General features: G+C 42.3%; 17 protein-coding genes. 4 read left to right on the top strand and 13 right to left on the bottom strand.

All coding sequences use genetic code 11. From position 1 onward, the window contains the following. Nucleotides 1-159 precede the first annotated feature (159 nt). A complete protein-coding gene (locus FTV09_RS12320) occupies nucleotides 160-1,449 on the top strand; it encodes a glutamate carboxypeptidase (protein WP_180058488.1) in 1,290 nt (429 codons plus the stop codon). Between the two features lie 317 nt (nucleotides 1,450-1,766). Here FTV09_RS12320 and FTV09_RS12315 read toward each other — a convergent pair whose 3' ends face one another. From FTV09_RS12315 to ribF, 5 genes are all read right to left on the bottom strand, one after another. Next, nucleotides 1,767-2,309 (bottom strand): NADPH-dependent FMN reductase, encoded by a 543-nt coding sequence (locus FTV09_RS12315; RefSeq protein ID WP_067761795.1) that lies wholly within the window; start codon nucleotides 2,307-2,309, stop codon nucleotides 1,767-1,769. Between the two features lie 127 nt (nucleotides 2,310-2,436). Further along, nucleotides 2,437-2,919 (bottom strand): peptidylprolyl isomerase, encoded by a 483-nt coding sequence (locus FTV09_RS12310; RefSeq protein ID WP_180058487.1) that lies wholly within the window; start codon nucleotides 2,917-2,919, stop codon nucleotides 2,437-2,439. After that, nucleotides 2,912-3,451, bottom strand: coding sequence for a signal peptidase II (lspA, locus tag FTV09_RS12305; RefSeq protein WP_067761789.1), 540 nt, complete (start codon nucleotides 3,449-3,451; stop codon nucleotides 2,912-2,914). Before lspA ends, FTV09_RS12310 begins: the two co-directional genes overlap by 8 nt. Beyond that, complete coding sequence (ileS, locus tag FTV09_RS12300) at nucleotides 3,444-6,290, bottom strand: isoleucine--tRNA ligase (protein ID WP_180058486.1); 2,847 nt, start codon at nucleotides 6,288-6,290, stop codon at nucleotides 3,444-3,446. Before ileS ends, lspA begins: the two co-directional genes overlap by 8 nt. A 63-nt stretch (nucleotides 6,291-6,353) precedes the next feature. Beyond that, nucleotides 6,354-7,355: a riboflavin biosynthesis protein RibF gene (gene ribF / locus FTV09_RS12295; RefSeq protein WP_180058485.1), complete on the bottom strand. Its 1,002-nt coding sequence runs from the start codon at nucleotides 7,353-7,355 to the stop codon at nucleotides 6,354-6,356. 209 nt (nucleotides 7,356-7,564) lie between these two features. Between ribF and FTV09_RS12290 the strand changes: the two genes are divergently transcribed. The 3 genes from FTV09_RS12290 to FTV09_RS12280 all read left to right on the top strand — a co-directional run bounded on the left by FTV09_RS12290 (nucleotide 7,565) and on the right by FTV09_RS12280 (nucleotide 10,714). Beyond that, on the top strand, nucleotides 7,565-8,713 hold the full coding sequence (locus tag FTV09_RS12290; protein WP_067761783.1) for a TDT family transporter: 1,149 nt from the start codon (nucleotides 7,565-7,567) through the stop codon (nucleotides 8,711-8,713). 218 nt (nucleotides 8,714-8,931) lie between these two features. Next, the gene (locus FTV09_RS12285; RefSeq protein ID WP_067761780.1) at nucleotides 8,932-10,008 is read left to right on the top strand and encodes a Rieske 2Fe-2S domain-containing protein; all 1,077 of its coding nucleotides are present in this window, start codon (nucleotides 8,932-8,934) and stop codon (nucleotides 10,006-10,008) included. Nucleotides 10,009-10,147: 139 nt separating this feature from the next. Continuing rightward, complete coding sequence (locus tag FTV09_RS12280) at nucleotides 10,148-10,714, top strand: 5'-methylthioadenosine/S-adenosylhomocysteine nucleosidase (RefSeq protein ID WP_162270465.1); 567 nt, start codon at nucleotides 10,148-10,150, stop codon at nucleotides 10,712-10,714. 71 nt (nucleotides 10,715-10,785) lie between these two features. On the opposite strand, the gene FTV09_RS12275 is transcribed toward FTV09_RS12280, so the two are convergent. The 8 genes from FTV09_RS12275 to FTV09_RS12240 all read right to left on the bottom strand — a co-directional run bounded on the left by FTV09_RS12275 (nucleotide 10,786) and on the right by FTV09_RS12240 (nucleotide 18,730). Continuing rightward, the gene (locus FTV09_RS12275) at nucleotides 10,786-11,406 is read right to left on the bottom strand and encodes a TetR family transcriptional regulator C-terminal domain-containing protein (RefSeq protein ID WP_067761845.1); all 621 of its coding nucleotides are present in this window, start codon (nucleotides 11,404-11,406) and stop codon (nucleotides 10,786-10,788) included. Nucleotides 11,407-11,682: 276 nt separating this feature from the next. Beyond that, complete coding sequence (locus FTV09_RS12270) at nucleotides 11,683-12,489, bottom strand: ABC transporter ATP-binding protein (RefSeq protein WP_180058484.1); 807 nt, start codon at nucleotides 12,487-12,489, stop codon at nucleotides 11,683-11,685. A 14-nt stretch (nucleotides 12,490-12,503) separates the two neighbouring features. Continuing rightward, a complete protein-coding gene (gene ssuC / locus FTV09_RS12265; protein ID WP_067761776.1) occupies nucleotides 12,504-13,319 on the bottom strand; it encodes an aliphatic sulfonate ABC transporter permease SsuC in 816 nt (271 codons plus the stop codon). Then, nucleotides 13,319-14,494 (bottom strand): FMNH2-dependent alkanesulfonate monooxygenase, encoded by a 1,176-nt coding sequence (gene ssuD, locus FTV09_RS12260; protein ID WP_180058483.1) that lies wholly within the window; start codon nucleotides 14,492-14,494, stop codon nucleotides 13,319-13,321. Before ssuD ends, ssuC begins: the two co-directional genes overlap by 1 nt. A gap of 32 nt (nucleotides 14,495-14,526) precedes the next feature. Then, complete coding sequence (locus FTV09_RS12255) at nucleotides 14,527-15,516, bottom strand: aliphatic sulfonate ABC transporter substrate-binding protein (RefSeq protein ID WP_180058482.1); 990 nt, start codon at nucleotides 15,514-15,516, stop codon at nucleotides 14,527-14,529. A gap of 26 nt (nucleotides 15,517-15,542) precedes the next feature. After that, a complete protein-coding gene (locus FTV09_RS12250) occupies nucleotides 15,543-16,502 on the bottom strand; it encodes a sulfonate ABC transporter substrate-binding protein (protein WP_067761770.1) in 960 nt (319 codons plus the stop codon). Between the two features lie 338 nt (nucleotides 16,503-16,840). After that, nucleotides 16,841-18,193 (bottom strand): amino-acid N-acetyltransferase, encoded by a 1,353-nt coding sequence (gene argA, locus FTV09_RS12245; RefSeq protein WP_180058481.1) that lies wholly within the window; start codon nucleotides 18,191-18,193, stop codon nucleotides 16,841-16,843. A gap of 135 nt (nucleotides 18,194-18,328) precedes the next feature. Then, on the bottom strand, nucleotides 18,329-18,730 hold the full coding sequence (locus FTV09_RS12240; protein WP_180058480.1) for an RcnB family protein: 402 nt from the start codon (nucleotides 18,728-18,730) through the stop codon (nucleotides 18,329-18,331). Nucleotides 18,731-19,158 lie beyond the last annotated feature (428 nt).

Below are 19,158 nucleotides of genomic sequence, written 5' to 3'. Positions count from 1 at the left end.
CAATAGACCCAAATAAAGATCTAAGTACGATGGCGTTATTGTTGTACTCACCGTTTAAAAGGCATGGATGTTACATATATTTTCGATTAATTGATTGAAAGGTGAACTAATTTAATAGACATTAAAAATTCATAATGAAAAAAACAGGGAATAAGAATCATGCTAAAAAATGTTTTTAACGGTCAAAAATCTAAAGTATTGCCAATTGCATTGGGCAGTACTTTGCTATGTTTATCATCGATCAGTTGGGCAGCATCGCCTGCTGAGATCAAGAAGATAGCCGAAGCACAAAAGGTGGGCTATTTAGATACTTTAAAGACTTTGGTGAATATTGAATCTGGAAGTAAAGACATTGAAGGCTTAAATCAGATTTCGAAGGTGGTTGCAGATCAGCTCAAAGCCACTGGGGCTGTGGTGGAAATTATTCAGCCCAAAGAAATTATGAAACTTGATGGTGCACCTGATCAGACAGGACCAATTGTCAAAGCAGTGCTTAAGGGCAAAGGTAAAACGAACATCATGCTGCTTGCACATAATGATACGGTCTATCAAAAGGGGCAGTTACAGGGACAACCCTTTCGAATTGATGGAAATAAGGCGTATGGCTTAGGCATCTTAGATGATAAACAAGGGGTTGCTGCCGTTATTCATGTCTTAGATATGTTGAAAAAATTAAAATATCAAGATTATGGAACGATTACGGTTTTAATTAATTCGGATGAAGAAATCAGCTCACCTGGTTCACGTCAAATGATTATGGATAACGCTAAAAATCAGGATGTTGTACTTTCTTTTGAAACAGGCGGTTTAGATGGAAGTCTGATGTTGGCAACCAGTGGTATTGGTGCAGCTTATTTAGATATTAAAGGGCGGGGCGCACATGCAGGGGTTAAGCCAGAAGCAGGTGTCAATGCATTGTCTGAATTGGCTTTTCAAATTCAACAATTAGAAAATCTTTCAAATCCTAAGACTGGTTTAAAGCTGAATTGGACAGTTGCAAGCGCTGGTAAAACTCGAAATGTCATTCCAGATCAAGCTACAGCACAGGCAGATGCACGTTCTCTAAAACCCCAAGATTTTGCTGAATTAGAAAAGACTTTAAAGCAAAAAGTGAAAACTAAAAAATTGGCAGAAAGTCAGGTCGATGTAAAATTTGAAGTGCGTCGTCCACCGTTAGAAGCCAGCCCACAAGCTAAAAAATTAGCCGCGAAAGCGCAGCAGATTTACACAAATGAATTAAAGCTGCCTATGAAAGTTGAAACGACCGCTTGGGGTGGTGGAACTGATGCTGCATTTGCTGGAGTTACATCAAAAGCTGCAATTATTGAAGGGATTGGCATGTCTGGAGATGGATTACATTCAGACAAAGCCGAATATATTTTGACGGATTCTATTGTGCCACGCTTATATTTGGTGACACGTTTGATTGTTGAAAGTTCTAAAAAATAATTGAATAGAATCATCTTCTAAAACACGAGCCATTGCCCTTCAGTATGGCGGTGGCTTTTGCGGTTCAAATTGTATTTGGATCAGGCTGAAACGAAAAAAGCCCCAACATCCTGTCGAGGCTTTTTCGGATTCTTTCTAGCGGTATAACTCCTGTCCTACCGTAAGCGTCCTGCTTTTTTGTCTTATCATTGTTGTTTTATATTCAGTGACGTCCTGTCTCTGTATGTCTTCAATATAAATTGAATCTATTTGACTGAATAGCCGCAAACAGCCGAATACTTTGTAAGTCTGAGCGTACAAGATTGTTCAATATTTAATTAAGCACTGACGTACTGTACAAGCTTATCAAAGGCTGCTTTTACTGCCTTATTATCAAATTCATTCGGTTCAAATTGTTCAGTACGGTTACGGGCAAAAATATCACGAATTTCAACGACCGCATTGCTATCAATTAAGCCCAACTGTGTTGCCACTTGACGTATTTGATCAATAGAACGTGAACCGTTGGTACCACCATAGCTGACATAAGCTGCAGGTTTTCCTGCCCATTCTTTACCTAAGTAATCGAGTGCATTTTTGAGGGCGGGGCTATAACCGTGGTTATATTCAGGACTAATGAAAATAAAGGCGTCACCCTGAGCGATTTTGTCTGCCCAAGCTTGTTGTTTGGGCTGGTCATAAATACCGGTTAAGGGTGGATTTGCACCCGCGAAAATTGGAAGATCCCACTCTTTTAAATCAACAATTTCAGTTTGAACAGTACTAAAGTCATAGTTTTCAATTTCTGAGTGCAACCATTTTGCAATTTTCAGTGCTGTACGCCCCTCACGGACACTGCCGACAATAATATAAAGTTTCATGAAATGTTCCATTTTTATTAAATTAATCTGAATTCAGCTAAATAACTATAATCAATGTGTATCGAATAGCATTCAGTATATAAAAAAAGCGCCCTTGGGCGCTTTTAGAGTCATCGAACTGAATCGATTAAATAATTTTGATGCCTTGTTGACCCGCAGGTGTCACTTTGAAGATTTCTACTTCAAAAGTAATATTTTTACCCGCCAATGGGTGGTTAAAATCAACTTCAGTAAAGTCTTCACCGACTGTTTTAATCACGCCAAATAAGCTTTGTTTGGCTTTGTCTTCAAATTCGATCATATGGCCCACCACAGGTGCTGGATCAAATTTTACGGTATCAAACTTTTGTACATTTTCAGCATTCCATGGGCCAAAAGCATCTTCTGGTGGCAGGCTAACCGTACGACGGTCACCAGCACGTAAACCAAACAATGCTTTTTCAAAACCTGGAAGTAAGCTGCCATCGCCCATAACGAGGCTTACAGGTGCTTCGCGGCTGCGAGTATTGTCAATTTCTACGCCATTTTCAATTGCGACAGAAAAATGAAGATCGACTTTAGAGCCATCTTCAATACGAGTTTCCTCGTTTGGATTAATAAAATCAGTCATTTTGCGCTTCCGCACGTTGAATTCGGTGTTTTTCTAAGAAAAACGTATCGATAAGAAGCAAGATGGTGCCAAGGGTAATGGCACTATCTGCAATATTAAAAGCAGGGAAGTGACTATTGTTGTAGTACACGTGAATGAAATCAACCACGTAGCCTAGGCTTACACGGTCAATCAAATTACCAATTGCACCACCTAAAATTAGGGCAATCGCAATCGGTAACACTTTCACGGTTTTTGGCATACGCATGAGCCAAAATACAAAGATCACAGACACAATACCTGCTAGTGAGGTAAAGAAATAACGTTGCCATCCACCGGCATCGGACAAGAAACTAAAGGCTGCGCCATAGTTATGCAGTAATGTCCAATTTAAAAAGGGCGTTACAGGTACAGGGTCTGCATAATTCAGATGCGTACTTGCAATCCATTTGGTCCATTGGTCGAGAATAATCGCAACAATGGATAAACCCACCCACACCAAATTGTGTGGGTAGAATTGGAATAAGCCCTTTTTTTCTTGTGGATTAGGCATATTTTCTCTCTTCGCCTTGACCTGTAGGAAGGTTAATAATACAACGAGAACAAAGACCTGGGTGTTCGTGATGTGTATTTACATCAGGAAGAACATGCCAGCAACGTGCACATTTTTCACCGTCAGCAGCAGATACGTTGACACGTAAACCTTCAAGGTCAGATTCATTGCCTTGTGCTGCATCAAATGCATTCACAATTACTTGAGAGGTGATAAGCACAAAACGTAGTTCATCGCCTAGACGGTCAAGTACAGTCTTGAGCTCTTCAGATGCCCAAAGTTCTACTTTTGCAGATAAGTTAGAACCGACTGTTTTTGCATTACGCGCAGCTTCAATGTGCTTGTTCACCGCAGATTTCACTGCAATGAGGGTTTGCCATTCTGCTTCTGACACCACGTTGGCAGTTGATGCAGTTGGAATGTCATACCATTCAGTCGTGAATACGTATTTCTCTGATTGCTCAGGGATGAGCGGCCATGCTTCTTGTGCTGTGAAGCTCAAGATAGGCGACATCCAACGTACAAACGCTTGTACCAAGTGATACAGCGCAGTTTGTGCTGAATGACGTGCTGCCGAGTCTGCTTTGGTGGTGTATTGACGGTCTTTGATGATGTCTAAGTAGAAACCACCTAAGTCGTTGATACAGAAGTTAGTCAGCGCATTGGTCACGATATGGAAATTCATATCTTCATAAGCTTGTTGAATGGTTTTCTGCACGTCAGCGGCACGTTGTAAGATGTATTGATCAAGCGCGATCAATTGATCTACAGGCAATGCATCAGTCGATGGTTTGAAACCATTTAAGTTCGCTAGCAAGAAACGAAGCGTGTTACGAATACGACGGTAACCATCAGATGCACGGCTAAAGATTTCTTTACCAGCCGTCATTTCATAACGGTAATCCGCAGATGCGATCCAGAAACGTAAACCGTCTGCACCCATATCTTTAATGATGTCTTGCGGTGTGATCACGTTACCGATTGATTTTGACATCTTACGGCCTTTTTCATCCACCACGAAACCGTGCGTCAACAAGCCTTTGTATGGCGCGCGTTCATTAATCGCAATCGACGTTAATAATGAAGATTGGAACCAACCACGGTGTTGGTCTGAACCTTCAAGATACAAATCAGCAGGGTCTGTTAATTCTTCACGTTCACGAAGTACAGCAAAGTGCGTTGTGCCTGAGTCGAACCATACGTCTAGGGTGTCACGTACGGCGTTGTATGCTTCCGCATCATCACCGATGAACTCTGCTGCATCGCGGTTATACCAGCCATCAATACCTTCTTGTTCAATCAGTTTCGCAACTTCTTCAATCAATTCAGGTGTCCGTGGGTGCAATTCGTTGGTATCTTTATGTACGAAGAATGGAATTGGCACGCCCCAAGTACGTTGACGTGAAATACACCAGTCCGGACGACCATCAATCATCGATTGAATACGGTTTTTACCCCAATCTGGTACAAAGCTGATGTCATTTTCAATCGCATTCAATGCTTTTTGGCGTAAACCTTTCGCGTCCATGCTGATGAACCATTGTGGTGTCGCACGGAAGATAATTGGTGTTTTATGGCGCCAGCAGTGTGGGTAACTATGCTTGATGACTACATGTGCCCAAAGCTTGTCTGCTTCAGTCAATGCCGCAATAATTTTTGGATTGGCTTTGTAGATGTGCTCGCCTGGGAAGATTGGTGATGTTGGTAAATACACACCATTACCACCGACAGGGTTTTCAACTTTTAAGTTGTACTGTAAGCCGACTTTATAGTCGTCCACACCATGGCCTGGCGCGGTATGTACGGCACCTGTACCACTGGTTGCAATGACGTGTTCACCCAAGATCACAGGTACTTGACGCTCAGCGATAAGCGGATGTTGCAACAATAAGTTTTCAAGTTTTGCGCCTGCGAATTCAGCAATCACTTCAACCTGATTAAAGCCATAACGTTCAGTTGCAGATTCAACCAAGTCTTTCGCAAGAATGAAGTTTTGAGCTGCTTTGTCTTCACCCGTTGCTTTTACCAATTGGTATTCAATTTCTGCATGGAGTGCAACCGCTTGGTTGGCAGGCATGGTCCACGGTGTCGTGGTCCAAATCACGATGTCTGTACGGTCAGCAACGCTAACACCTAGACGTGCTGAAAGATCAGCGAGATCAACAACGCTGAAACCGACATCAATCGCGTCTGATTTTTTATCTTCGTATTCAACTTCGGCTTCTGCAAGTGCTGAACCACAGTCCAAACACCAGTTCACAGGTTTCAAACCTGGCTCGATATGACCCGCTTTAGCAATTGCGCCTAATGAACGAACGATGTCTGCTTCTTGTTTGAAGTTCATCGTTAAGTAAGGATTGTCCCAATCACCGAACACGCCCATACGCACGAAGTCTTTCTTTTGTAGTTCGACTTGGGTGTACGCATATTCACGGCATGCTTTACGGAAAGTAGATGCATCCACTTTTACGCCGACTTTACCGACTTTTTCTTCTACTTTAAGTTCGATTGGAAGACCATGACAGTCCCAACCTGGTACATAAGGGGCATCGAAACCGTCCATGACACGGCTTTTAATGATGATGTCTTTTAGGACTTTATTGACTGCATGACCTAAATGGATTTGACCATTGGCATAAGGAGGGCCGTCATGAAGAACGTATTTTTTCTTGCCAATACGCGATGCACGAATCTGCTGATAAATGTTGTCGGCATACCACTCTTCTAACCATTTCGCTTCACGTACTGCGAGATTTGCTTTCATTGCAAATTCAGTACCTGGGAGGTTTAGCGTGGCTTTATAATCCACTGCATTTTCAGGAGTTTGCTTATCGCTCATGCAAGTTGTCTTCCAAATTTATCAGCCAGTTGACTGACGCGTTTTACATTAAATAATTAGGGTTTAAAATGGAAAATGAGGGTGCTTATGGCGAAACTCAAGGAGTTTTTCGACATCATCATCAATTCCAGCTTTAAGTGCTTCAAGCGAAGGGTAGTCCTTTTCGCCATGTAAAAAGTTCAAGAACGTCACCCGCATTAACAGGCCATACAGATTAGCAGAAACATCAGGGAAATGTACTTCTAATCGCCACTCAGGATGGATCTGTTTAATGGCCGGACGTGTGCCGACATGGCCTGCGCCAAACAATGCAGTTGGAGCATAACCTGCAACACCCAATTTTTCGGGTTGATCGGATTTTACTTTATCTTGGAGGGAAGTGGTTTCGCAGACCACTTCAACACCATAAATGCCGTTTAAACAGGGTTTATGACGGTTTAAACGCACATTGATGGTGGGGAAATTAATGGTACGACCAATTTGATCACCATATTGCACACGACCAGTGATGCTATATGGGCGACCTAATAATTTTGCCGCCAATGTTAAATTACCCGCTTGTAAGGTTTGACGTACCAATGTTGAACTGACACGTTCGCCATCGACTTCAACATTTTGCAAATCGGTAACATTAAAACCGTAGTCACGTAGGAATTGGCTATTGCCTTGGCGGTTTTTACCAAAATGATGATCTTCACCCAAAACTAAGCTTTGCGTATTGAGTTTAAACTTGAGTTGGTCCGCAAATTCTTCCGCACTTAAATTACGAAAGGCGTCATCAAATTTAGCCACTACAATGTAGTCAACACCAAGTTCGCTCAAGTATTCAACTTTTTCACGTAATGAAGAAATACGTGGAGGAGCATCATAAGCTTTAAAAAATTCAAGCGGTTGCGGTTCAAAAATCATGACCGCAGTTTTTAAGTCCTGCTGTTCTGCGACAGTTTTCAGCTGCTGAATCATGGCCTGATGACCCAAATGCACACCGTCAAAATTACCAATGGTCACGGCAGTTTTGTCAGTTAAGGCATTAGGCGCTAAAGCATTCAGGCGGAGCAGCTTCATGGGCGAATCAAATCGTTGAAAATGTTTAAGGGCTATATATTGCCATAATCTTCTGCGTTCGTCTTGTTGTTGTGTTTTTACTCAAGTTTTTTTATGCAGTGATGAATTTAATATCAATTAAAATGATACTTAAAATAAATATCAATCAATTTTTCTTATTTATGATTTTGGCTAGACTAAGTGTAATCCATTTTGATGAGCATCCTGCGATGAAAATGCCATTTTATCAACTACAGCATAAACAAGACTTGATTCGTCATTTTACTCCAAACTGGTTCACCGTAGTGATGGGGACAGGAGTTGTGGCACTCATTTTACCGCAATTGCCTTTTGCATCGCAGCTGATGTGGTCATTGGGCGCAGGACTATGGCAGATCAATGTGGGGTTATTTATTTTATTTAGCGTGCTGTATTTATGTCGTTGGGTGTTGTATCCACAAGAAGCCAAGCTAATTTTTAAACATCCTGTGATGAGCTTATTTTTAGGCGCTATTCCGATGGCATTAGCGACCTTAATTAATGGCGCTTTAAAATTCGGCCCAACGTTATATGCTCTAGAGCATCTTACAACCTTGCTATTGTGGGCAGAATATCTTTGGTATGTGGATGTCTTATTGGCAGTGGCCATTGCCTGGTGTGTTCCTTTTATGATGTTTAGTCGTCAACAGCATGCGCTACAAGGGATGACGGCCGTTTGGTTACTCCCGATCGTGGCGTGTGAAGTCGCAGCCAGTTCAGGTGCACTGTTGTTAGCGCATCTACCCGCAGATAGCCATGCAGCAAATATTCTATTGGGCAGTTATGTGCTGTGGGGTATTTCAGTTTTGCCTGCTTTTGGCATATTAACCATTCTGCTATTGCGTTTGGCTTTGCATCAATTGCCAAGCAAAGATATGGCGATTAGCAGTTGGTTAGCTTTGGGACCAATTGGTACAGGTGCGCTTGCTTTATTGCTGCTGGGTGAACAAGCACCTCGTATTTTAACCGCTGTGAATCTGGAGAGTTTAGGCCCCATCTTACAACAAGGTGGAATATTGGCTGCACTCATTTTACTGGGTTTTGGTCTATGGTGGTTGGGCATTGCGATATTAACCACGCTCAAACATCTAGGTGATTTGCCCTTTAATCTGGGATGGTGGGCAATGACGTTTCCATTAGGAGTATTTAGCCTAGCCGTAATGAGTTTAGCCGAACAAACCCAACTACATAGTATTGCGCTTTGTGGCAGCAGCTTGGCTATACTCCTCTGTGCACTCTGGTTGATGGTGATTAGTAAAACCATCCAAGGTTTTTACCGCGGCACACTGTTTTTCTCTCCTTGTCTTAAAACTTATATCACTGTAAAAACGACCACTTAAAATACCAAGCACGTAGCGTTTATACATATGCAGCCAGCCCCATGCTGGGCTGCAAATGTAGTGCTATAGATGTAGATATAGGCTTTGTGTACCTTTGTACGGTTGTTACGTTATTCTGCTATTCAAGCCAAATGTTGATGTATAAAATTTGCGCGTATTTCGGTTCATGCGATTGAATCCGATGAATTAAAACAAAAAATGAAAAATAGGGAATATTTATGTGTGCTCAAACTGAATTTTGGGACAACGCCAAAGGATTATTAGAAGAATGGTATGTGGCTTGTACGTCAAAAGAATTGAAAAAAGATCAGCCTTTCGCAGCGACCCTATACGGTAAAAAAATCGTCCTATTCCGCAAAAAAGATGGTCGTGCCGCGGCTTTATTAGATCAGTGTGTGCATCGTGGTGTACCGCTATCCGATGGCAAAGTAAAAAATGGTTGTGTCTCTTGTCCTTACCATGGTTGGTCATATCAAGCTGATGGTCATGTGGCTTATATTCCGAGTGTGAACGGCAAATTCTTTCCAGAAAAACCGCATCCTTTTAAGCAACGTAGTTTTGACGTATGTGAGCAAGATGGAGTGGTGTGGATTTACCTCGGGGAGAAACCTGAAAATCAAAGACCTGCAGTATTTAAATTGCCATTTTACGACCAGCCAGGGTGGCTGAGTTATTACATGGTTGGTAAATATGATGGAGAAATGGGAGCGGTCGCGCAAAACATTATGGATGTGACTCATACCATATTTGTGCATGAAGGCTGGTTCCGTTCTGAATCTGGTAAAGCTGTTGATGCGACCATTGAGGTAGAGCCACGTAAGGTGGTAGTGGAATACCATGATCATGATGCAGATGTGGGCATGATGCCTTGGTTGACCAACCCGCATGGTGCAGAGCAGGTGCATCGAGACAGCTTTATTGCGCCTAATATCACTTTGGTGGAATATCACTGGGGGGAGCCTTCAGGTATGGTGTTTAATAGCTTAATTAGTCCGGTAGGGCCCTATGAATCACGGGTTTATACCTGTGTCAGCTATAAGTTTCCAATTCCAAAATTGATAGCCAAAGCCCTAATGCCTGCGGTAAATGCCTACACGTGGGTAGTGAATAATCAAGACATTAAAATTTTATCAGCACGTCGTAAAGGGCTGGAAAATATGCCGATGACACATTCCCATAGTGTACGAGGTGATATGGCACATATTGCTTTAGAAAAAATCCTCGATGCACTGCGCCATGATCAGCAGCTTGCGCCTTCATTTATTGGAAAACGCCCCATGCAATTTCAAATTTAACCAGTCGATGATGATTTGGCGTTGTGAATCTTAAGAAAAACGACCGAAGATGAGGTGAAATTTAGATTTAATTTTTAATGGGCAGGGCAAGACGCGCAATTTGTGCTATATCAATGCGGAAGAATTTCAGGAGTTACATGTGAGTCAGCAAATCGCATTAATTATGGCGCTGCCTAATGAATCTAAAGGTCTGTTTGAAGCGGCAGGCATTGATGTGCATTACAGCGGAATCGGGAAGGTCAATGCAGCATTTAAAGCCTTTGAAGTGATCCAAAAAACCGGTTGTAGCACGTTATTAAACCTAGGTACGGCAGGAAGTTCACACTTTGATGCACATGCTTTGGTGGAAGTTGCTGAGTTTGTTCAACGTGATATGGATGTTTCACCACTGGGTTTTGACGTTGGGGTAACCCCAATGGATCAAGATCATCCTGCGGCAATCATACCTGAAACCATGTTTGCACAATTACCCAAAGGTATTTGTGGTACTGGCGACAGCTTTGAAACTGGGCTGCCGAAAGTACCGTGTAATCTTGTCGATATGGAAGGCTACGCAATCGCGAAAGTATGCAAAAAGCTGGGTGTCCGCTTTGTTTCAGTCAAATACATTACTGATGGGGCGAATGACACAGCACATCTGGATTGGGAAGAAAACTTATTGTTAGGTGCAAAAAAATTATTAGAATTATATCAAACAGTAAAATAATAACATGAGGAAAAACCGGTCGGCGACCATAGGTGGCTATGGTCGTATGCCAATATGACCTGTATGTTCCACTATTTTTCAGTACGTGGAATTGCTCCGTAAAGCATCATGTGTACAGTGTGTTGAATAATACGCTGTTGCATACTGCGATTACGTAATGTCTTACCGGTAACCATTTCCATTTGTGTTGCAAAGTCCGCATAATTTTGCGTAATTGCCCAAATGTTTAAAATGAAAATTTCTGGGTCGATTTCTTTCGAAATTTTGCCTTGTTCCTGCCAGTTGCTAATCACTTTGGCTTTACGTTTCACCAATTTTTTTAGCGGTCCTTTTAGGATTTCAATAATGTGCGGTGCGCCCTGAATGACTTCAAGTGCGAACAAACGCGATGCTTTCGGTTGAGTGCGAGACACTTCAATTTTCTGCAATAAATAATTGGTGATTGCTTCTTCAGGCTCAAGTTCAGCTTCAAGCATCTGAAGTGGAGCGAGCCACTTTTGTAGCACAGTAGTCAGAACTTCAACATAAAGCGCTTCTTTATTTTCATAATAATAGAAAATATTCGATTTATGCATTTCTGCAATCTGCGCGATCTCATCCAGGCTGGCACCATTAAAGCCATACAGGGAAAAGACATCCAGTGCCGCATTGAGCAACTGGTGGCGTTTCTGGGTACTCTTTTTTTGTTCCATCAGCTCTTTTAAGAAAATGAAAAGGGAATATTGAATTGTACGGCAAATCATCAGATTTGTGCACATCGAAAGTTTGTAATTTTATGAATAATGGCAGTTTATTCTGTTCGTTCTTTAAATATTTACGACGAATGCCATAAAATGCTAAAAAAACATTTTTTGGCAGAATTAATTTATCTCTGTCTTTTAACCACCAAGTTCTGTCTAAGCATGATCTTGATGGCGCATGATATAAGAACCTAGCTAAGGCTTTAGCTAGGTTCCTACTACACTTAGTTAAGTTGCTAGAACGGCAGTTAAAACTTGTTGTTCAAGTTCAGTGAAGGCAATGCCTTTTTGCCGTGGGCGTGCTAAGTCAACGTTGAACTCTTTGGCAATATGCCCCTTATCTAACAAAATAATACGGTCTGCTAACTGCACAGCTTCACTAACATCATGCGTTACTAAAATGGCGGTAAAGCCTTGTTCAGTCCATAATTTTTCAATCAAGTTTTGCATGTCTAAACGAGTCAGTGCATCCAGTGCGCCTAACGGTTCATCGAGCAGTAAGATGCGTGGTTTGTGCGACAATGCGCGTGCTAAAGCCGCACGTTGGCGTTGACCGCCAGATAATTGGGTCGGCCATAAGTCAGCTTTTTCTTTGAGTCCAACTTTTTCTAGTAATGCCGACGCATTGGCATGTTGGGCTTTGTCTAAACCGAGCTGCACATTTTTTTCAATACTGCGCCAAGGCAGAAGGCGTGGGTCTTGAAACATGACGCGAATGTCGTTTGAGGTAATGCCTTCCCGAATATGGCGTGCAGATTTAAATTTGATTTCGCCATAGCTTTGTTTTTCAAGGTCAGCAATTAAACGCAACAGGGTACTTTTACCACAGCCGCTACGACCTACAATTGCTAAAAACTCACCGGGTTGGATATGCAGATCGAGGTCTTCAAGAACTTTAACGCTGCCATAAAATTTATGCAGTTGCTCAATAATAATTTCAGCGCCAAGTACAGCATGAGGATTGATATCTGCTGCAGTCGTGTCTTGAGGCTTTGTGCTGTCATCGGCATGACGGCTTATGCTTAAATCAGTCATCTCATGCTCCTAAATTATTTCTGGTAACCCGCATGCCAGCGGAGCAAATATTTTTCAAGTGTTACTGCCAGTACATCAGCGAGTTTACCGAGTAGGGCATACAGTAAAATCCCCACTAAGACGATGTCGGTTTGTAAGAACTCACGGGCATTCATGGTCATGTAGCCGATACCAGCTTGCGCAGAAATGGTTTCAGCGACAATGAGCAGTACCCAGACTAGCCCTAATGAGAAACGCAGTCCCACCAATATGGACGGCATTGCACCGGGTAAAATAATTTCTTTATAAAGTTGCCAACCACTCAAACCATAACTTTTACCCATCTCAATGAGCTGTGGATCTACCGAACGGATACCGTGGTAAGTGTTGATATAAATCGGGAAGAACACCCCAATTGCCACCAAAAATAATTTGGCAGATTCATCAATGCCAAACCACAAAATCACCAATGGAATCAGCGCCAATGCAGGGATGTTACGGATCATTTGTAAGGTGGTATCGAGCAGGGTCGATGCTAATTTTGATGAACCATTCAATAGTCCTAAAAATAGGCCGAGACCGCCACCCACTAAGAGCCCCATCAAGGCACGTCCTGCACTGACTTGTACATGCTTCCAAAGTTCACCGCTCATGAGCAGGTTCCAGAAGGCAACAACTACAGCACTGGGTGCAGGTAAAATTCTACTTTCTAATAGACCTGTTACCGAGGCCAGTTGCCACAGTAAAATAAGTGCTATAGGAAACAACCAAGGCAGCAAACGCTGCCCGAATTGTGTTCCACGTGAAACCTTCGGTTCTTTGAAGGTTTCAACAGAAACTGTTTTTGACATTAAGCAGGCTCCTGAGCTTTTGCAGCTTTCTTGTTTTCTTCAGGGGTGTAGTTGTTTGCCACAATTTCACCAAATGGACCTGTCAGATTTGGCTGTGCCAATTTTTCGCGTGTTTCCAATGGAAGAAGCGGGAACACTAATTCAGCGAAACGAATGGATTCTTCAAGATGCGGGTAGCCCGAGAAGATAAAGGTACTGATGCCTAGGTCAGCATATTCTTGGATACGTGCCGCAACTGTTTCAGGGTCACCCACTAAAGCGGTACCTGCACCACCACGGACAAGACCGACCCCTGCCCACAGGTTAGGTGAAACTTCGAGTTTCGAGCGATCACCATTGTGCAACTCAGCCATACGACGTTGACCGACTGAATCCATTTGTTTGAATTTTTTCTGTGCCGCAGCAATGGTTGCATCATCCACGTATTGAATTAACTCTTCCGCCGCTGCCCAAGCTTGTTCATTGGTTTCACGCACGATCACATGTAGACGAATACCGTAGTTCAGCTCACGACCTTTGGCTTTGGCTTTTTCACGCACCACGGCAATTTTTTCTTTCACTGCTGCGGGTGGTTCACCCCAAGTTAAATATGTATCGACTTGTTCAGTTGCCAGTTCAATCGCATCTTCTGAAGAACCACCAAACCACAGTGGTGGATATGGCTTTTGTACCGGTGGATAGAGTAATTTTGCATCGTCAACGCTGAGTCGTTCACCGTGGAAAGTGAAACTTTCACCGGTATGTGAACGGGTTAGAATTTCACGCCAAATGGTGGTGTATTCGGCTGCGGTTTTGTAGCGAGTTGCGTGGTCTTCATATACACCATCACCCTTCAACTCTTGTTCATCGCCACCGGTAACCAAATTGAGTAGCACACGACCGCCAGAGAGACGGTCAAACGTCGCAGCCATACGCGCCGTTAAAGCGGGAGTCGTTACACCTGGGCGCAAAGCTACAAGGAATTTTAGGTTTTTGGTTGCATCAATTAAGCTTGCTGCGGTTAACCATGGATCTTCACATGAACGGCCAGTTGGAATCAGTACACCCTCATAGCCAAGGTTATCAACCGCAACTGCGATTTGCTTCATATAAGCATGATCAACCTGACGTGCACCTTTGCTGGTACCTAAGTAGCGACTGTCACCGTGTGTTGGGATAAACCAGAAAATTTTCATGTTAAATTCCTTGTGTATTGATGGCTCGGTTATCAATGTGAAGCAGGTGTCCAAACTTTTTCTTGGACTGAAATAGTGTTGGGAATCAATTGAACTTGTTTGAACAAGTCCGCAATATTTTGTTGGGCTTGAACCACTTCAGCATTGAGTGGTTTAACTGGTGAAGGTTTAATGCGACGTGCAAAGGCTTGTGCTGCAACAGCTTTTTCTAAGCCTGTACTGCTTTGGTATATCTCTAATGCAACATCTTGATGTTTGACGATCCATTGGTCTGATGCATTCAGTGCATTTAAGAATTTGGCTGGTGAATCTGGATGGGCCTGGATCACTTTAGGATTGGCCACGTAGAACGAATAGGTCTGTGGGAAATCGCCTGCTTCCATCAGCACTTTGGCGCCTACATCTAACTCTGCTGCAGAAAGGAAAGGATCCCAAATGACCCAAGCATCAATTGATTTTTTATCGAAAGCTGCACGGGCATCTGCGGGTGGAATCCAAATCGGTTGAATATCAGTCCAGCTCAGACCAGCTTTCTGTAAAGTTTTAGACAGTAACTCATGCGCACTTGAACCTTTTTGTACCGCAATACGTTTGCCTTTGAGTTCTTGAATTGTTTTAATTGGGCTATTGGGTGGAATCACCACAGCCAATGAATCATTAGGAACAGCCTCATAGCCAATGTAGTTCAAGTCTTTATTGGCAGCTTGAGCAAAAATCGGTGGCGTGTTGCCAACATAGCCATAATCCACCGCGCCTACAGCCAAGGCTTCAAGCATTTGCGGGCCAGCAGGGAACTCTTTCCAATCAATCTGAGCACCTGGAAATTGTTGCTCAAGCAATTTTTGTTGACGTGCAACCAACAGGTTCAAAGCCGATTTTTGAAAGCCGATGGTAATGTGCTTCACTTCAGCTTTGACTTGTGGATCAGTACTGTTTGATTCAGCTTCTTGCTTTTGGCAAGCACTCAAACTGATGCCGAGTGTAGTAAGACCAACAATTGAAAAAGTTTTTAAAATACCCATGGCAGTGCCCTTATTTTTATCTCGGCTTATTTGATAATGGCTGATTCAATGTTTAATTTATTTGGAATCAATTTTTCGTTATAGAACGCATCAGCGACTTGTTGCTGTTCTTTAGCCACTTCAGGTGTGACTAAGGTGACGTTGTCGCCTAGGCGTGAAATTGATGTTTTTAGAACATCAAGACCAAGTCCAGTTTTACCTTCAAGCAATTTGGCAGCTTCATCTTGGTTTTTAGAGACCCATTGCGTGGTCAAGTTCAACTCGTTTACGACTGCTTGAACCACTTTTGGATGTTCTTGTGCGAACTTACGATCGGCTAAATAGAACTGATAGTTCTTCACCAAATTTTCGCCATTGGCAATGGTACGTGCGTTTAATTGATGCTCAGCTGCAGACAGGAACGGGTCCCAAATGACCCAAGCATCGACTGCACCCTTTTCAAAGGCAGCACGGGCATCTGCAGGCGGTAAGTAAACCACTTCAATGTCACTAAATTTCAGTTTATTGGCTTCAAGCAGTTTCAATAGTAAGTAATGCACGTTCGAACCTTTGTTCAGAGCGACACGCTTACCCTTAAGATCTTGAATGGTTTGAATGTTCGAGTCTTTTTGTACAATTAAAGCTTCTGCTTTCGGTACAGCCGGTTGATTGGCGATATACACTAAATCGGTTTGTGCTGCTTGCGCAAAAATCGGTGGTGCTTCACCGACTTCACCAAAAGACACGCTACCGACATTTAAGCCTTCAAGCAGTTGCGGGCCAGCAGGGAATTCAACCCATTTCACATTGACGCCTTGCTCTTTCAGCGAGGTTTCCAATGTGCCGCGTTCTTTCAGGATGGGTAATAAGCCATATTTTTGAAAGCCAATATTTAAGGTCACGCTTTCTTGTTGTTTTTGACCGCAACCGGATAACATCATGGCACCCGCAACCGCTGAAGACAGTACTAATGTTTTTGTCCAGTGTTTTGCTTTGTTAGTGCTCATGTATGTGCTCCTATCGAGGGGTAAAATGCATAACTGTTGATTTATGAACACATAAGCTAAAGAGTTTTCTTTTTCGAAAAAAATAAGAAAAGTTAAATTTAAAATCAGGAAAAAAGATAAATAAAAATAAGCAAAACTTATGAATAATTATGATTTTGTATAAACATATATTGTGCTTCTTTAATTTATTAAATATTTGATAATTATGGTTATTATTTTCTTATTGCGTTGCTGTATAAGCATATCGTATTCAATGAAAAGCAATTTAATAAATTTGAGCGTTTTTTTTGCATATCCTTATGCAAAATAAAGATAAATTGGCAGAAAAAAAGCCACGTTTAAAGTGGCTTTTTGCAGACTAAAGAGTTGCGTTGGTAGTTATAAAGTGCCTGACGGGCATTCGGCAAATCATCAACACTGACTTGCTCAAAACCTTGTTCCAAGAACCAATGTGCGGTGCGGGTTGTCAGAATGAACAATTGTTCGATACCAAGTGCACGGGCTTTTTCTTCGAGATAATGCAAAATTTGGCTGCCACGGTTTGACTTACGATAGCCTGGATGTACAGCCACACAAGCAATTTCCGCCGAGCGTTTTTCACCTTCCGCCGCTGGAATTGGATACAGTGCAGCACAGGCTAAAATGGTGCCATCACGTTCAATCACCGCAAAATGCTCAATTTCATTTTCAAGGCGTTCACGTGAGCGATAGACCAATATCCCTTCTTGCTCGAGTGGGCGGAGTAAACTGATTAGACCCACCACATCTTGAATATTGGCGGTACGTACTTCTTCATAATGAGCATCGGTGATCATGGTGCCAGAACCATCACGGGTGAACAGTTCTTCGACCAATGCGCCATCATAGGCATAGGAAATAAGATGTACACGATGTACACCTTGTAACGATGCATCTTTGGCACCGCGTAAATGCAGCGCAATATCTGGGTTTGAATCTTGATACTGATAAATATGCTGATCCAGCTGATGCGGAGTAATCTCACGCTGTAACTGACCATGTTCATTGTTTAGGCCATGTTGCTTACCTAAAAAAATCAATTTATCGGCTTTTAAACTAATCGCCGTTTTGGTTGCCACTTCTTCAGCCAATAAGTTAAACACTTCACCTGTGGTGGAATATCCAGTTGGCCCAAGTACCACAATATTTTGACTGGCTAAATGACGTTGAATGGCATCGGTATCCACTGAACGGACTTCACCAGATAATTGAAAATCGACCCCATCACGAATGCCATAAGGTTTTGCCGTGACTAAATTACCTGAGACCACGTCAATGCGTGCGCCATACATGGGCGAGTTGGCCAATCCCATAGAAAGCAAGGCTTCAATTTGCAAACGAATTGAACCGACCGCATTCATTACAGCAGGCAATGATTCACGAGTGGTAATACGACGATGCTGATGGAAAGGGGTAATAATGTTATTGCTGTCTAAATTATGGTTGATTTGCGGACGCGCACCATGAACCAAAATTAAACGAATACCTAAAGAGTGAAGTAAGGCGATGTCGTGAATAATATGTTGAAAGTTGTCATGCTGTACTGCTTCACCATCAAACATAATGACAAAGGTCTTGTTACGGTGAGCATTAATATAAGGCGCAGAATGTCGGAACCAATGCACATATTGTAAGGTTGTGCTTGATGACGGTTCAGATAAATTCGTTTGCATGCCTAATTTCACTTAATCAGTTTCCTACATCTGATTCTAATCAAAAAAAGCAGAAACGGAACGATAAAAATAAAAAAACACCTGAACATCGTTCAGGTGTTGGGAAAGGGACTCATTGAGACAGACAATTAGTAATTAGTTTCTGATACGGATAATACGGTCGGTACGATCATTCACGAGGACATAGTCACCATTGATTTTGTACCAATGTTGGTAACGGCCTGTATTCGGTAAACGACGTGCTTCACGATCACTGACTTTATAACGGCTTGAGTCATAAGCACGTGGAAGTGTTTGCCCTACACGCCAATCACGGCTTGGATTTACACGTGAGTTATAGCGGTTGTTATCATAACGATTGTCATAGCGGTTATTGTTGTTCCAGTTACCTGAATGCTTGTTGTCATTCCAACGTGAATCTTGGTGCTGAGCGTGATAACGGCGGTCATCTTGACGATGATCTGGTGCAGCCATTGCAGCAGAGGTTGCCAAAACTGCAGATACTGAAAGTACGAGTGTAGATACGAACTTATGCATGGAAATCACCTTCATTTTTAAATATGTTTTCGATGATTCAAAATTAACGTGGAAGTTCAGAGAAAGCGTGAGCGAGATATAGTGGAATTGTGAACTATATGAAGAAAAAAAGGAGATCTGTAAATCAGGGCAAAGCCAGTGTTGGTCATGCTTGAAGAAGTTTCTTAGATCTTAAACAACGGAAAAGCCCAGACAAAGTATGGGCTTTTTTATCAAATGGAGCGTAAAACTCTGTCCTTCAGGTCAGAGATATAAGCGACACGACATGAAGTGTCGTTTGATTTAACTAAGGACTATTTTCCTTGAGTTTTGATTGTTAATATAAGTACATGAAAACCCTTAAATTACGTATAAAAGACAAACATTGCAAGGTGTTAGACCAACTAGCATCAGAAGTGAACTTTGTCTGGAATTATGTCAATGATTTA

The sequence above is a fragment of the Acinetobacter sp. YH12227 genome, assembly GCF_013417785.1.
GTDB classification, from domain to species: domain Bacteria; phylum Pseudomonadota; class Gammaproteobacteria; order Pseudomonadales; family Moraxellaceae; genus Acinetobacter; species Acinetobacter gandensis.
The sequence above is the reverse complement of the archived record's forward strand: the minus strand, read 5'-3'. Positions and strand labels throughout refer to the sequence as shown.

Excerpts from the sequence above, each read along its gene's own strand:
- ssuC (WP_067761776.1), bottom strand. The coding sequence starts at position 13,319 with ATGTCAAAAACAGTTTCTGTTGAAACCTTCAAAGAACCGAAGGTTTCA.
- FTV09_RS12320 (WP_180058488.1), top strand. The coding sequence starts at position 160 with ATGCTAAAAAATGTTTTTAACGGTCAAAAATCTAAAGTATTGCCAATT.
- FTV09_RS12285 (WP_067761780.1), top strand. The coding sequence starts at position 8,932 with ATGTGTGCTCAAACTGAATTTTGGGACAACGCCAAAGGATTATTAGAA.
- FTV09_RS12290 (WP_067761783.1), top strand. The coding sequence starts at position 7,565 with ATGAAAATGCCATTTTATCAACTACAGCATAAACAAGACTTGATTCGT.
- ribF (WP_180058485.1), bottom strand. The coding sequence starts at position 7,355 with ATGAAGCTGCTCCGCCTGAATGCTTTAGCGCCTAATGCCTTAACTGAC.
- FTV09_RS12270 (WP_180058484.1), bottom strand. The coding sequence starts at position 12,489 with ATGACTGATTTAAGCATAAGCCGTCATGCCGATGACAGCACAAAGCCT.
- lspA (WP_067761789.1), bottom strand. The coding sequence starts at position 3,451 with ATGCCTAATCCACAAGAAAAAAAGGGCTTATTCCAATTCTACCCACAC.
- FTV09_RS12315 (WP_067761795.1), bottom strand. The coding sequence starts at position 2,309 with ATGAAACTTTATATTATTGTCGGCAGTGTCCGTGAGGGGCGTACAGCA.
- ssuD (WP_180058483.1), bottom strand. The coding sequence starts at position 14,494 with ATGAAAATTTTCTGGTTTATCCCAACACACGGTGACAGTCGCTACTTA.
- ileS (WP_180058486.1), bottom strand. The coding sequence starts at position 6,290 with ATGAGCGATAAGCAAACTCCTGAAAATGCAGTGGATTATAAAGCCACG.
- argA (WP_180058481.1), bottom strand. The coding sequence starts at position 18,193 with ATGCAAACGAATTTATCTGAACCGTCATCAAGCACAACCTTACAATAT.
- FTV09_RS12275 (WP_067761845.1), bottom strand. The coding sequence starts at position 11,406 with ATGGAACAAAAAAAGAGTACCCAGAAACGCCACCAGTTGCTCAATGCG.
- FTV09_RS12310 (WP_180058487.1), bottom strand. The coding sequence starts at position 2,919 with ATGACTGATTTTATTAATCCAAACGAGGAAACTCGTATTGAAGATGGC.
- FTV09_RS12255 (WP_180058482.1), bottom strand. The coding sequence starts at position 15,516 with ATGGGTATTTTAAAAACTTTTTCAATTGTTGGTCTTACTACACTCGGC.
- FTV09_RS12240 (WP_180058480.1), bottom strand. The coding sequence starts at position 18,730 with ATGCATAAGTTCGTATCTACACTCGTACTTTCAGTATCTGCAGTTTTG.
- FTV09_RS12250 (WP_067761770.1), bottom strand. The coding sequence starts at position 16,502 with ATGAGCACTAACAAAGCAAAACACTGGACAAAAACATTAGTACTGTCT.